The 12,936-nt window shown below is 45.0% G+C and carries 12 protein-coding genes and 1 pseudogene; 6 read left to right on the forward strand and 7 right to left on the reverse strand.

Features of this window, described 5'->3' with window-relative positions; genetic code table 11:
* Positions 1-28: 28 nt before the first annotated feature.
* The gene (locus tag AB4517_RS14510) at positions 29-934 is read right to left on the reverse strand and encodes a LysR family transcriptional regulator (protein ID WP_136974130.1); all 906 of its coding nucleotides are present in this window, start codon (positions 932-934) and stop codon (positions 29-31) included.
* Between the two features lie 210 nt (positions 935-1,144).
* Between AB4517_RS14510 and AB4517_RS14515 the strand changes: the two genes are divergently transcribed.
* Positions 1,145-1,864, forward strand: coding sequence for an SDR family oxidoreductase (locus tag AB4517_RS14515; RefSeq protein ID WP_004733012.1), 720 nt, complete (start codon positions 1,145-1,147; stop codon positions 1,862-1,864).
* Positions 1,865-1,971: 107 nt separating this feature from the next.
* Here the strand turns inward: AB4517_RS14515 and AB4517_RS14520 are convergent, their stop codons facing one another.
* Together AB4517_RS14520 and ompW are read right to left on the reverse strand one after the other, a co-directional pair.
* The gene (locus AB4517_RS14520) at positions 1,972-3,783 is read right to left on the reverse strand and encodes a choice-of-anchor I family protein (RefSeq protein WP_372148515.1); all 1,812 of its coding nucleotides are present in this window, start codon (positions 3,781-3,783) and stop codon (positions 1,972-1,974) included.
* A gap of 201 nt (positions 3,784-3,984) precedes the next feature.
* A complete protein-coding gene (gene ompW, locus AB4517_RS14525; RefSeq protein ID WP_017064924.1) occupies positions 3,985-4,632 on the reverse strand; it encodes an outer membrane protein OmpW in 648 nt (215 codons plus the stop codon).
* 401 nt (positions 4,633-5,033) lie between these two features.
* On the opposite strand from ompW, the gene glgC reads away from it, so the two are divergent.
* Positions 5,034-6,254: a glucose-1-phosphate adenylyltransferase gene (gene glgC / locus AB4517_RS14530; protein WP_017064925.1), complete on the forward strand. Its 1,221-nt coding sequence runs from the start codon at positions 5,034-5,036 to the stop codon at positions 6,252-6,254.
* Positions 6,255-6,375: 121 nt separating this feature from the next.
* Here the strand turns inward: glgC and AB4517_RS14535 are convergent, their stop codons facing one another.
* Together AB4517_RS14535 and AB4517_RS14540 are read right to left on the reverse strand one after the other, a co-directional pair.
* Positions 6,376-7,806 carry a YfcC family protein gene (locus AB4517_RS14535; protein ID WP_102320897.1) on the reverse strand — a complete coding sequence of 477 codons (1,431 nt, stop codon included), beginning with the start codon at positions 7,804-7,806 and terminating at the stop codon, positions 6,376-6,378.
* A gap of 414 nt (positions 7,807-8,220) precedes the next feature.
* Positions 8,221-8,448: pseudogene (locus AB4517_RS14540) on the reverse strand (hypothetical protein); the annotation flags it as partial.
* Between the two features lie 120 nt (positions 8,449-8,568).
* Here AB4517_RS14540 and AB4517_RS14545 point away from each other — a divergent pair.
* The 4 genes from AB4517_RS14545 to AB4517_RS14560 all read left to right on the forward strand — a co-directional run bounded on the left by AB4517_RS14545 (position 8,569) and on the right by AB4517_RS14560 (position 10,720).
* Entirely contained in the window at positions 8,569-8,763 is a 195-nt protein-coding gene (locus AB4517_RS14545; protein WP_372148516.1) for a hypothetical protein, read from the forward strand.
* Positions 8,764-9,100: 337 nt separating this feature from the next.
* Positions 9,101-9,457 (forward strand): ribosome hibernation-promoting factor, HPF/YfiA family, encoded by a 357-nt coding sequence (gene hpf, locus AB4517_RS14550; protein ID WP_017061680.1) that lies wholly within the window; start codon positions 9,101-9,103, stop codon positions 9,455-9,457.
* Positions 9,458-9,697: 240 nt separating this feature from the next.
* Positions 9,698-9,853 carry a DUF3012 domain-containing protein gene (locus tag AB4517_RS14555; RefSeq protein ID WP_017061679.1) on the forward strand — a complete coding sequence of 52 codons (156 nt, stop codon included), beginning with the start codon at positions 9,698-9,700 and terminating at the stop codon, positions 9,851-9,853.
* Between the two features lie 78 nt (positions 9,854-9,931).
* Positions 9,932-10,720, forward strand: a complete 789-nt coding sequence (locus AB4517_RS14560; protein ID WP_372148517.1) for an HAD-IIB family hydrolase — start codon at positions 9,932-9,934, stop codon at positions 10,718-10,720.
* A 94-nt stretch (positions 10,721-10,814) separates the two neighbouring features.
* On the opposite strand, the gene dgcA is transcribed toward AB4517_RS14560, so the two are convergent.
* Positions 10,815-11,801, reverse strand: coding sequence for an N-acetyl-D-Glu racemase DgcA (gene dgcA, locus AB4517_RS14565; RefSeq protein WP_017066889.1), 987 nt, complete (start codon positions 11,799-11,801; stop codon positions 10,815-10,817).
* A gap of 57 nt (positions 11,802-11,858) precedes the next feature.
* The gene (gene dgcN / locus AB4517_RS14570) at positions 11,859-12,866 is read right to left on the reverse strand and encodes an N-acetyltransferase DgcN (RefSeq protein WP_017061677.1); all 1,008 of its coding nucleotides are present in this window, start codon (positions 12,864-12,866) and stop codon (positions 11,859-11,861) included.
* Between the last annotated feature and the right edge of the window lie 70 nt (positions 12,867-12,936).

Raw genomic sequence — 12,936 nt, forward strand, 5'->3', positions numbered from 1 at the left:
ATTCCAAATAATGGACAGCACGCACTATTTAGCTGACTGGCATTTGCTCAAAACGGCCTTTCACAAAATCAATGAAGGTTCGAATTCGGCTCGGTTGATAGCGGTCTCGATGATAGATCGCTGAAAAGTCCACTTTCGGCACTATCCACTCATTAAACACCTGCTCCAATTGCCCATCATTGATCTCTTGCAAGCAATAGATGGTTGGTACACGAATAATTCCGTTGCCCGATTTCGCGCCCTGTACTAACACTCGCCCATTCTTACATTGCAGCCTACCCGTGACATGAACATCGACTGTTTTCTTGGTGTCATCCAAAGCTTGAAAGCTCCACTTACGCACAGACCCCGTTAAGCAGTCATGGTGAATGAGATCTTTAGGATGGTTTGGCTTTCCTTTGCGAGCAAAATATTCAGGGCTTGCGAGCGTTCCCATCTCGATGTCCAAAAGCTTTCTCGCGATAAAGCCCGCATCTTCAAGGCTTCCCATACGAAATGCGATATCGAACGCGTCTTCAATCAAGTCGACTCGGTTACTACTGAAATCAAGGCTGATGCTGATGTCTGGGTAGAGTTGCATGAACTCATTGACCAGATCCGCGATGATCACCTCGCCCAGATAACCGCCAACACAGTTTACTTTTATGTCGCCACGTACTTCTTCGACGTCATCCACAGCAGCAATCAAGGCTTGGTCTATATTATCTAAGGCTTGTTCACATCTCGCGTACAGATCTTGCCCTGCGTGAGTCAACCTTAAGGTTCGAGTGGTGCGGATAAACAGTGTCACACCCATCTGCTTTTCTAGGCTGCTCACTTGGCGTGATACGTGGGAACGAGACACATCCAACTCCTCCGCCGCTTTGGTGAAATTACCTAAACGAGCGATCAGCACGAAAGAACGAATATCAGACAGGTTAATTTGATTGAGCATGGCCGCCAGCTTACTAGTGAGGTTATGAGATAGACACTTTTATTGTTGCACCACAGCAACAGTGTTTCAAGTAAAGCGCTATATATCAACAATTCTATTTTCCTTAATATACCTCCATCGCAACGAAGCAAGGCAACAAGCACTTGATTCGAATGCACTTAAACAACCCGTCGTAGCCAACCGACGCAATAAAAGTACAGAGGAAATAAAATGAAAAAACTAATCGTAATTACAGGTGCAAGCTCTGGTATTGGTGAAGCAATCGCTCGTCGTCTAAGCGATGAAGGTCACCCTCTGCTACTTTTAGCTCGTCGTGTTGATCGCCTTGAAGCGCTGAATCTACCAAACTCACTGTCAGTAAAAGTAGACGTAACAGACAAAGCGTCTTTTGATGCAGCAATCGCACAAGGTGAAGAGAAGTTTGGCCCTGTAGATGCACTTATCAACAATGCTGGTGCAATGCTTCTTGGTCAAATTGATACTCAAGACGCACAAGAGTGGAAGACAATGTTCGATGTAAACGTGATTGGTCTTCTAAACGGCATGCAGTCTGTACTTGCTCCTATGATGGAACGCAACACAGGTACTATCATCAACATCAGCTCAATTGCGGGTAAGAAAACATTCCCAAGCCACGCTGCTTACTGTGGTACTAAGTTCGCGGTACACGCTATCTCTGAGAACGTTCGTGAAGAAGTAGCAGCTTCAAATGTTCGTGTTACTACTATCGCACCGGGTGCTGTTGAGACTGAGCTTCTGTCTCACACTACATCTCAAGAGATCAAAGACGGTTACGATTCTTGGAAAGAAGACATGGGCGGTGTATTGGCAGCTGACGATATTGCTCGCGCTGTATCATTCGCTTACCAACAACCACAGAACGTATGTATCCGTGAGATTGCTCTAGCACCAACTAAGCAACAGCCATAGGCCTTTGCTATCGCGACTAAATCAGCGATGAACTAAAAAAGCGCCACGACTTAACAAGTTGTGGCGCTTTTATTTTGATTCAATCTAATTGCTAGCAGTAAGCGAGATTAGAACTCAACGCGGTAAACTGATGTGCTACCGCTCACTTCATTGCCGACAGCGATAAAGTGGCTACCTGAACGCGTAAAATACTTAATTGATTCAGGACCTAGGTCACCCGCTTTAAAGTTGTAAGTATCGTTGTCGCAATCACCGTCTTCATCAACCTTAGTGCACACTGGTTGTGTGAAGTCTCGGTTGTTCAAGTAGCTGATGAAACTTGCGTTCTTAGGCTGTGTTACGTCGTAAACCATGATGCCACCTTGGCGCTCAAGTCCAATAAAGGCATAGTGCTTGCCGTTGATCTCAGCCACTTCGATCGCTTCAGGTTCTACGCCTTTATCATCACTACGATCGTCACCGCTTTGGTTGTTATCATTGGTGCTGTTGAAGTTTGCAGGATCTTGCTCAAGTACGATTCGAGCAAAATCATCGCCGCTATCAAACACTAGCTCGCCTGACTCATCCCAGATAGAGAACGAGCGGCTGCCGAATGCTTGAACCTTTTGGTCAGCAGCGAGTGTCCCTTGTGGCTTAATCACTTTAAGACGTGCAAGTTGCTTGTTGTCTTTCAATGCGCCATCTAATGGGTGGTTAGCGTCAATATCTAACTTCTTGCCGCGTACTTCATCGACATAAGCGATACAAAAGTCTTTTTCTGTGGTGTAGTTTTCGGTGCCTTGATAATCGTCACCGTCCCACTCAAAACCTTTCTCATCACACATTTCTTGCGTAGTCTTGATGCCATATTCACGACCATCACCTTCGTTCGCAGTCACGATGTAGGTGTTGCCATCAACACTGTAGCTAGTGATGCTATCTGGCATGTAGAGGCCTTCTAACATCGCGTAGCTTTGCAGATTACCGATATTTTTGTCTTTGTTTGACGCATCTAGCTTAGCGTTATCCCAAGGCTTTCCGCCTAGTCCAAGAATCGCATCCACATGTGCACTCGCCACATCAATCGCTGCCAACGCGTTGTTCTCTTGGAGGGCAACGTAGAGTTTTCCGTTATCCGCAAATGTTAGGTATTCCGGTTCAAGATCTTGAGCAACCGTTGCATTCGGCGCAGAGATTCGAACCTTGTCGGTTAGCTCTGCATGGCGAGGCTGACCTTGATTGAATGCCTTGAAATCAATCTGAGTGACTGTCGCTTGCAAAGGACCATTGGTTAAATCCACCAGCGTTACTGAACCTTCAGGATCAATGCTGTAATCCGCATTCGGCTCACCTTCATTTGCAGAGGCAATGTAGCGACCATCTTTCGAGAAGCTCACCATGTCCGGTAATGCACCAGCCGTATAAGTAGTAATCAGCTCTAACGTGTCTGAACGATAAAGGGCAATGATGCCGTTTTGTTGCTTGTCAGCATTTTCAATCGCGACAGCAACTAACCCTTGATGAGTCGACACACTGTTCGCTGCACCAATATCAATACCAGAAGCTGCAGCCGCTGATTGAAGATCAATAGAGCCTTCAGAGCTTGGCGAGCTATCGGTATTCATCGATAGCACGTCAACTTTCTTTGCTTGAGCATTTACGACATACAATTTATCGGTACATGAATCGTAGCTGACGATTTCGGCTGCAGAAGTATCAAACGGAGCGTCAGCAATGGAACTGCCAACCAGAGTAAGCACGGTGACCTCAGCATCGCTTGCGATTGGCTGTTGGCTGGATTGGCACTGGAGGCTCAAAGCATCAAGTGAGGTTTGAGATAGCGTATTCGCCGTAGATGATGTTGACTGAGAACATCCAGCCAGAGCGGAACTCACTGCGATAGGTAGTAATAAAGTCAGCTTATTAAATTTACGATTCATATATCCTCCATAATTTGAATCGCGATCATAGAGGCCGCTTATGACAGTTATCTTTCCCTTTTGTTAACAATAGGTGACGACAATCGGTTTCTTTTACCCATAACAACAGAGGGTTAGAATGAGCATTTCATTAACAAGCACACAAAAAAAAGGCGCACAAGCTGGCTGGTGCTTGAGCGCCTTAGTAAACTGAATCGTAGGTTAGAAGTTGTAACCACCACCGATCATGAATACCCATGGGTCGATATCAACGTCTGTTGAGTACTGAACACCACCCGCTTTGTATTTAGCTGTAGTGTCGATATCTGCGTACCAAACCGATGCGTTCAAGAACCAATCTTCATTGATCATGTAGTCCATACCGATGTTTGCAGCAAGACCCCAAGAGTCATCAAGAGACAAGTCGCTCAAACCAGCATCTTTGCCCGTACCATTAAGTTCTTCATCGAAAAATACGGTGTAGTTGATACCCGCGCCTACGTAAGGACGGAATTTGCTGTTTGCTTCACCGAAGTAGTACTGCACCATCAGCGTAGGTGGTAGGTGTTTTGTGTCAGCGATATCGCCTAGACCACCATGATTTGTAGAGATTGTATGAGAGAATGGCGTTGCTGCAAGAATTTCAAGACTGATGTTATCTGTAAACATATAGCCAAATGTCAAACCAAGTTGGGTGTTTGAATCCACACCAAATTTTGACCCCGATGTCTCCAGAACATCTCCACTGCTATCGTTAGGAGATACCATTGCTGCACCTGCACGGATGATGAAATCACCTTCTTTATGAGCAAGAACGTTGGTTGACATAAGAGCCGCAATAACCGCAATACCACATACTGTTTTTTTCATTATAATTTCCTTTTGGGGGCTTAATCTTTGTTGGTGAATGAGTAATCATTTCTTATTTTGCGTGCAAGGTATCATAGAATAACCCTACTTTATTGATGGAAATCAATTTGTGAAAAGTTGTGATTATTTATGTAAATTTATATCGACCCGATCACTTTATCTCTTCATTTTATTGACAGTTTTGTAATGCAGCTTTTCCGTGCGTCATTTTGTTAACCCAATCCCTTCACTCTGTTCGGATCTTTTTTGGATCAAAATAGAGCAAGCCAATATCTCGCACGCATTATTTTGGTGCAGAACAACAAGAATCAATCTCGCCTCGTATAATATTCAATGAGTTACATTTGGCTTAGTGCTTGCAAGTCTATGTTCATAATCATAAATACATTGAGGTTCTGATCATGCAAGACACTCTAACAATCGTTCTGGCCGGCGGTGTTGGCTCTCGGCTTTCCCCTCTCACCGATAACCGTGCAAAACCTGCGGTACCCTTTGGTGGCAAATATCGAATCATCGATTTCACACTCGCGAACTGCTTACACTCTGGGCTACGCCAAATTTTGGTGCTGACTCAGTACAAATCTCACTCTTTGCAAAAACATTTAAGAGATGGTTGGTCGGTGCTTAACCCTGAGCTCGGCGAATACATCACCAATGTTCCTCCACAAATGCGAACCGGTGATAGCTGGTACAGCGGTACTGCCGATGCGATTTATCAAAACTTGTATCTACTTTCACGCAGTGAAGCCAAGCATGTGGTGGTGTTATCCGGTGACCATATCTATCGCATGGATTACGCACCAATGCTCAAGCAGCACAAAAAGAACGAGGCCGACCTAACTGTGGCGTGCATGGAGGTTTCGATTGACGAAGCCAAAGAGTTTGGTGTGATGGAGATAGATGAATCTCTAGAGATCAATAACTTTACCGAAAAGCCACGTTACCCTGCATGTGTACCTGGTAGGCCAACTCGAAGCATGGCTTCAATGGGTATTTACGTCTTTGATAAAGAAGTACTAACACAAGCGCTACTGGCGGACGCCGAAGATCCGAACTCAAGCCACGATTTTGGTAAAGATATCATTCCTAAATTGGTGGGCAACAACAGTGTTTACGCATACAAGTTTGGGGATGAAGAAGGCCGAGTGACCCAAGATGCGTACTGGAGAGATGTTGGTACTATCGACTCTTATTACCAATCCAACATGGACCTGTTAAAGCCAGCTTCGCCTATCGATTTATATCAACCTGATTGGGCGATTCGTACTTACGAACCGCAGCTGCCACCCGCACGAACCATTGCTTCAGTTGAAGGTAATCAAGGAATATTCATCAACTCGATGATAGCGAATGGCGTTGTAATTGAAGGCGGCTCGGCGCAAAACTCAATCTTCTTCCCGAAAGTGAAAGTCAGCAATGCCGCGATTGTGATTGATAGTATTCTGTTTGAAGATGTTGAGATTGGAAAAAATTGCCACATACAAAACTGCATCATCGACAAGAACGTTAAGGTGCCTGACGGAACCCAGATCGGTCTTGATGGCCTTGCCGATGCGAAACGCTTCCACATATCAAAACAAGGCGTGATTGTGGTGCCCTCTTCTTACCAATTTGAAGAGTAACCTTTAACGTTGGAATAGCTTTTCTTTAAACGAAAAAAGGCAGCGAATTCGCTGCCTTCTTATTTACTCACACAGCTTCAGTTAAGCCTTAACTGTCCATGTATTCGATTAAACAGAAACCTTAGAAAGGCCCTAACTCAATCATTTGAGCAATCACAACAGAAACCAAAGCGCCTACCGACCAGAACAAGAACAGTGGTAAGAAGAAACGAACCCACTTGGTGTAAGGTACTTTTGCTATAGCCAATACCGCCAACAAGCCACCATTGGTTGGGTAAATATAGTTAGAAATACCATCACCCAATTGAGAAGCCAGTGCCGCCACTTGACGAGTCACTTCACCAATATCTGCCAACGGAATAATGATTGGCATGGTGATCACCGCTTGGCCACTGCCCGATGGAATGAACAGGTTGATCGCAGCCTGCGAGAAGTAGATCCCTGCTGCTGCCACAAGTTTAGAGCTACCAGAAATGATCTGTGCAAGATAGAAGATAATAGAATCAACAATCTTCGCGTCTTCCATAATGGTTAGCACTGAACGAGCAAAAAAGATGATCAGTACCGCGATCAATACGTCGCTAACACCTTTGGTCCAATACTCACAGATCTTGTTCGGAGATAAACCCGCCACCAAACCCGGAATAATAGCCATCGCCACGAATGCACCCGCAATCTCGGTGAAGCCGAACCCCATCGTCAACGTGCCGAAGATCATGTATGCGAATACGCCCAAGAACGCGATGCCCGCAAGCTTTTCACGTGTGGTCAGTGTTTTCGCTTCAACATTTGATTCATAGTGGTAACCCGTGCCGTGTAACAAGCCTTTGGTCGGATCTTGCTTAACTTTGCGCGCGTAGTTAAGCACATACCATGCACCCGTTAACAACATGAACATACCAACAATAAAGCGGTACCACATGCCTGAATACATAGGCAGTTCAGCGATAGTGTGTGCAATACCCGTAAAGAATGGGTTAGCCAACGCCGCAGCAAAACCGGCACAACTTGCCAGTAAAACAACGCCAAGTGCCGTAATCGCGTCATAGCCAAGCTTGATACAGATCGGGATCATCAAAGAGATGAAAATGACATCAAGTTCACGCATACCGGTGAAGGTAACGTTGAAGAAGATCGCCGTCATGATCACAGGCGCAATCACGTATAAGCCTTGCTTCTTTAGCTTAGTAGTTAGTGCAACAACGGATGCGTCTAACAGACCCATGTGTTTGATAATGCCAAAAGCACCACCCACAAATACCACAACGCCCATCACGCCAGAAGCGGATTTGAAGCCTTTAAAAAATGATTCGAAAAAAGAGGCTAATGTTGTTGGGTTGCTGGTCAATTGTGTGTAGCTGTCTGGGTCGATAACCGTGCGGCCATTCATGACCACTCGCTCGAATTCACCAGCAGGGATGAAGTAAGTTGCGATTGCAGCAACGATCACCATGATAACCAAAGAGAGAAACGGGTGGTTTACTTCTTTCTCTGTCGGCGCTGCGTTACCAGCTTGAGATGTAGGTACGGATGTAGATACCGTAGTCGTCATATAGACTCCTTATTTGTCAGCAACTAAGGTTCACTTAGCCGCCGATAGGGATTTTTGGAAAAACGAAACCCTTCACGCTGAACTAAGTTCGCGCTAATTTAGGTTGTTTCAAAAAGGCCTTTGATAGATGGTGCTCTCAAATGTACATAGTGAAGTAGTGAGTATTACTCTCTTTGCGTCCGAGCAAAATACAGATGTTCAGCCAAGTCAGGCCAAACTGAATGAGGTCATTACAAGCAGGTAAACAGAAAAGTCTGTTTTGGTAATGCGTTTTTTATCAATTACAAAGACAAGCGGCGCATACTAGCATAACGAGTCATTAATTGTCAGAAAAGTGTGAGTTTCGTCATGCTTTGGTGAGCAAAAGAAAAGCGCCCACTAATAAGTAAGGCGCTTTTCTGCAATCGAATCGAGTTACTTAGGTGCTAATTCGTAGTTTTCTTGCATCTCATGAGGGGCAATCCCGTACTCATAATCCGCTAAGTAGCCATCCTTATAGACCTTCATTCCCTTCTCATCCCAGCTCACTTTGATCATCGCCGTGTTGCCATCTTCACTGCCTAACAGCTCCAGCATTTCTGCATCAATCTTAATGGCTTTGATGGTTTTAATACGCTTAAACGGCTTAAATTCAGTGGCCGAGAATACGATGGCCGAGCGATAACGCTTAAGCTTGAGTCCAATCGCAAAGATTCTCGATTGTTGCTCAAACTGCAACATATTGATCTAGGCTCAATTGATGAGTCTCACATTTCAGAACTTGTGCGATTCAAAGTCGAAACGCCGGTTCGCTATGAAGGTGACATTAATTATTGGCGTCAGGGCGTCGAATTTCCTGTCGATCAACTGGCATCCAATAAAGAAGTCGATATTCGAGCACGCATTACCATACCCGAGTCTCAACTCACAGCAGGAGAGTTTCACTTCAATATGGAGTGGGCAGTTGAGTGTCTATAAATTAGTAACTTAAGCTGAGTTTTTAATCAAAGAAGAAAAAGTGAGTGAGCTGGAAAGAAAATCAATGGAGTGACAAGTTCGGAATTATAAAACCGATAAAGAGAGATTCACTGGGAATTCGCTGTAGGTTAGCGCAAATTATCAAGAATGGAGTTTTTTTGAACATGTCTTTAAAACACGAAACATAATATGCGATCAGTTCATCGGACTTTCAAGGGAGTAACAAGAGAATATTTGATAACACTGAAGTCAATCACACATGTGCTAATTCTCAGTTGGTTAATCTATCCGATGTTTGCTACGTTTAAATGACACAGTCATTGGAAAGGTATGATTTATGAAAATAAATGTTCAAACACATCATGTATCAATTAACGACGAGTCACGCAAAGACATCGAAGGTAAATTCGAGAAGATATCTAACCATTTCCCATCACTGATCAGTTGCGACATCATCATTACTAAAGAACACGGTCAACATCAGGTTGAAGTATTCACCAACTACGAAGGTGTACGAGTAACAGCAAAATCGACAGACGATGTTATGTACCCAGCTATCGCTGCAGCACTCAAGAAACTTGAAGCTGGCCTAAGTAACCGTAAGGGACAATTGAAAGCCGACCTACACGAGAAACCAACAAGCACGAAGCCAGAGATTGCTTCGGACATCATCCAAGAGATGAAATTGGTATAAATCGATAAGTAGTTAAAGCGAAATAACGAATAGACACTTATTAAGAATTTCAAAGCCAGCACATGTTGCTGGCTTTTTCGATCTTAAAGCCAAGCAAACCTTCCCTTCTTTACCGTCTCTCGAATTCAGCTCAACCCCACATCATTATTAACGCCCTTAAGTTCTTAGCAGCTATAACAATCACTTGTGGTATTTGATACAGTTATAAGCAGAAATTTAGACCACAACGGAATGTTTATTATGAAGAAAATCGCGTTGATACTTTTCCTTGCTACTCAATTAATGGCTTGTACCGAGGTTGGCAGTGAAGCTTGGTGTGCGGATATGAAAGAAAAGCCTAAAGGTGACTGGACGGCTAATGAAGCGGGCGATTTTGCTAAACACTGTATTTTCTAATCACGTTAGCTTCTAATTCTACATTGGGCTGAATTAATACGCTCTGTGTAAAACAATCCATGGAATAAGTGAGTTTTAATGGAACACCAACTAGACAACAACTGGAAGCACATCGAATGGGTATTAACCGACGTCGATGACACGCTCACTTGGCAAGGTTCACTCCCTCCAGAAACCCTGATTGTGTTACAAAAGCTGAGAGACAATGGAATCAAAGTGGTCGCTGTAACGGGAGCCTGTGCTGGTTGGTGTGACCATATTGCGCAGCTCTGGCCTGTCGATGCCGTGCTTGGAGAAAACGGCGCCTTCTTACTAGAGAAGCAAGATGATGCATTACAACTCTCATCTGAAACACCGCTAGAACAAGTGCGTAAGAACCAAGCTAAGCTAAAACAAGAAGTTGAAGCGATCTTGTTGAGTTACCCCGACCTATCGCTAACTTTGGATCAATCTTACCGCTTGTGTGAGGTCGCGATTGATATCGGCCAAAACCGTAAGCCTGTTGACCCTGAAACTGTTCAAGCGGTACTCGAAAGAATACACGCTTTAGGCGCACACGCGACGGCAAGTTCGATTCATATCAACGCTTGGTACGGCGAACACTCAAAGAAAAACGCCGTGCACCGTTTCCTGGCTAATAAAGGCTTATCGCTTGAGCAAATCCACAATCAAGCCTGCTATGTCGGCGATTCAATGAATGATCAGCAGATGTTCGAATCACTTCCACTTACCGTTGGCGTGGCAAACATTCAACATTATTGGGATAAGCTAGAGCATTATCCAAGCAGGGTCATGTCGCAGCCTGGTGGCTATGGGTTTGCAGAATTTGTGGATGCGCTGCTGAGGCTTAAAAGTGAAGTAATTTAGATAATCGCTCAGACTTTGAAGCAAAAATCGCACAAGTTTTCACTCATACGATTTCATTCATGTCATGTCCATCGATTAAACGGGCTCAACGAACTTAGAGAATAATCATCCCATCTCGATAAGTCAGTGATGGTGCTACATCTTGACCAAGTAAGACTGGGCCATCGAGGTCGACGATTTCAGATTGAACGGCGATAGGCAGAGCTGCACGCATCGCCAGCGATGTACCGAGCATACAACCCGACATCAGCGTAAATCCTAGCCTTTGAGCTTCTTCAGCAAGTACCAATGCTTCGGTCAAACCACCTGTTTTATCGAGCTTGATGTTGACCATTTCATATTTGCCTAACAAAGATGAAAGTTGCGAAGTGGTATGACAGCTTTCATCAGCACACAGTGGTATCGGGTGCTTGATGTGCGCCAATGAGGCATCGTGCTGTTGGGGTAACGGCTGCTCGATCATCGCAATATCAAATTCTACCAGTTGATTGAACAACTCTTCGAGATTCAATCCTGTCCACGCTTCATTCGCATCCAATACAATTTGAACATCTGCCGCAGCTTCTCGTACCGCGCGAACACGCTCTACCACCTGCTCGCCGTCAAGCTTCACTTTCAGAAGTTTCGCACCATTCGCGACATAGTCTCGAGCCTGAGTCGCCATGGCTTCTGGCGTGCCAATCGAGACTGTCATTGCAGTCACGATTTGAGCAGGCAACTCAAACAAGCTATTCGGAAACGTCTGGTCGTTCTGCTGAGCTTCAAAATCCCAAAGCGCACAATCGACCGCATTGCGCGCTGCCCCTCCGGTCAATAAAGACTGAAGATGATCTCTTAGCTCTGCCGGATCAGTAACGCCTCGTTCAAACATAGCTTCAAGTGCGCTAGACGCTTGTTGGATTTGCGCTAACACAGACTCCGATGACTCGCCGTATCGTGGGTAAGGCGTGCATTCGCCCTGAGCTCGTTTGCCACCATGTTCAATGTAAACACGAACAACGTGACACTCAGTTCGACTGCCACGAGAGATGCGAAAAGGCGTTTGCATCGCGATAATAATGGGTTCAGCTGTAATCTTCATAATTTCACTCGGTTGATGTTCACTTTAACAAATGGAAACGTAGAAATGATGAAGTCGTTAAAGTGAATGTCGCAAATGATCAGTAATGTGTTGTACACCAAAGCGCACTGGGTCCGTCACTGGCACTTGATAGAGTGTGGTCCATTCTTGGCACAATGTCTCAGCCTCTTCAATGCTAATCGCCGACGTGTTCAAGCAGATACCCACCAGCTTCGCGTCTGGATTAGTCAGTCGCGCCGCTTGCAAGTTGGCTTCAATCGTCTGTTCTATGCTTGGTAATTTAGCATGAGGAAGGTTACGAATATGTGGTCGCCCAACTTCATGACACAGCACTAAGGCATCAGCTTGTGCGCCATGTAAAAGACCCAAACTCACGCCTGCAAACGAAGGGTTGAACAAAGAGCCTTGCCCTTCAATGATGTCCCAATCGTGGTCGGTAAAATCAGGGCTAATCGCTTCAACTGCGCCAGAAATAAAATCCGCAACCACCGCATCAATCGAAATACCGCTGCCTTCAATCAAAATACCTGTCTGCCCTGTCGCTTTAAACTGAGCGGATGTTCCCGCTTGTTTAAGCGACTTTTCAATCGCTAATGCCGAGAACATTTTGCCTACTGAGCAATCAGTTCCGACAGTAAGCAGGCGCTTACCTTGACGAAGCTTACCGTTACCAACATTAAGAACACCGTCAAAATGGCGTACATCATGAAGCTTAGTCAATCCTTGTTGCTGCATGTCAGCAAGCGGTGAAAATTCACTCAATCGTTGGTGCATGCCAGATGCAATCTCATATCCCATTTCTGCAGCGGCCATAATGGTTGACTGCCAAGAATCAGGAATAACACCACCCGGATTTGCGGTACCAATCACTAGCGTCTTCGCGCCCTGCGCTTGCGCCTCTTGCAGGGTCATATCCGTTAAGCCCAGTGAAACGGTATCACCCGTTAAACGCAGTTGACCTAGGCAGATTTCTGGTCGCCATTGATGAATACCGCGAGCTGTTTTTGCAGCGAGTGGGTCAGTAACATCCCCAAGAAAAAGAAGGTAAGGTTGAGCGATCGACATGAGTATTCCTAATTAATAAGCCCTTGTATGGGTTTACTTTAATTAAGAACTTCGAAGCTGCCGAATGCCT

The organism is Vibrio sp. 10N.222.52.C3, assembly GCF_041474195.1.
GTDB classification, from domain to species: Bacteria; Pseudomonadota; Gammaproteobacteria; order Enterobacterales; family Vibrionaceae; genus Vibrio; species Vibrio crassostreae_C.

What these genes read in the sequence shown, in the direction of transcription:
- AB4517_RS14520 (WP_372148515.1), bottom strand. Translation starts at nt 3,783, where the DNA reads ATGAATCGTAAATTTAATAAGCTGACTTTATTACTACCTATCGCAGTG.
- AB4517_RS14515 (WP_004733012.1), top strand. Translation starts at nt 1,145, where the DNA reads ATGAAAAAACTAATCGTAATTACAGGTGCAAGCTCTGGTATTGGTGAA.
- AB4517_RS14535 (WP_102320897.1), bottom strand. Translation starts at nt 7,806, where the DNA reads ATGACGACTACGGTATCTACATCCGTACCTACATCTCAAGCTGGTAAC.
- ompW (WP_017064924.1), bottom strand. Translation starts at nt 4,632, where the DNA reads ATGAAAAAAACAGTATGTGGTATTGCGGTTATTGCGGCTCTTATGTCA.
- AB4517_RS14555 (WP_017061679.1), top strand. Translation starts at nt 9,698, where the DNA reads ATGAAGAAAATCGCGTTGATACTTTTCCTTGCTACTCAATTAATGGCT.
- hpf (WP_017061680.1), top strand. Translation starts at nt 9,101, where the DNA reads ATGAAAATAAATGTTCAAACACATCATGTATCAATTAACGACGAGTCA.
- dgcA (WP_017066889.1), bottom strand. Translation starts at nt 11,801, where the DNA reads ATGAAGATTACAGCTGAACCCATTATTATCGCGATGCAAACGCCTTTT.
- dgcN (WP_017061677.1), bottom strand. Translation starts at nt 12,866, where the DNA reads ATGTCGATCGCTCAACCTTACCTTCTTTTTCTTGGGGATGTTACTGAC.
- AB4517_RS14560 (WP_372148517.1), top strand. Translation starts at nt 9,932, where the DNA reads ATGGAACACCAACTAGACAACAACTGGAAGCACATCGAATGGGTATTA.
- glgC (WP_017064925.1), top strand. Translation starts at nt 5,034, where the DNA reads ATGCAAGACACTCTAACAATCGTTCTGGCCGGCGGTGTTGGCTCTCGG.
- AB4517_RS14510 (WP_136974130.1), bottom strand. Translation starts at nt 934, where the DNA reads ATGCTCAATCAAATTAACCTGTCTGATATTCGTTCTTTCGTGCTGATC.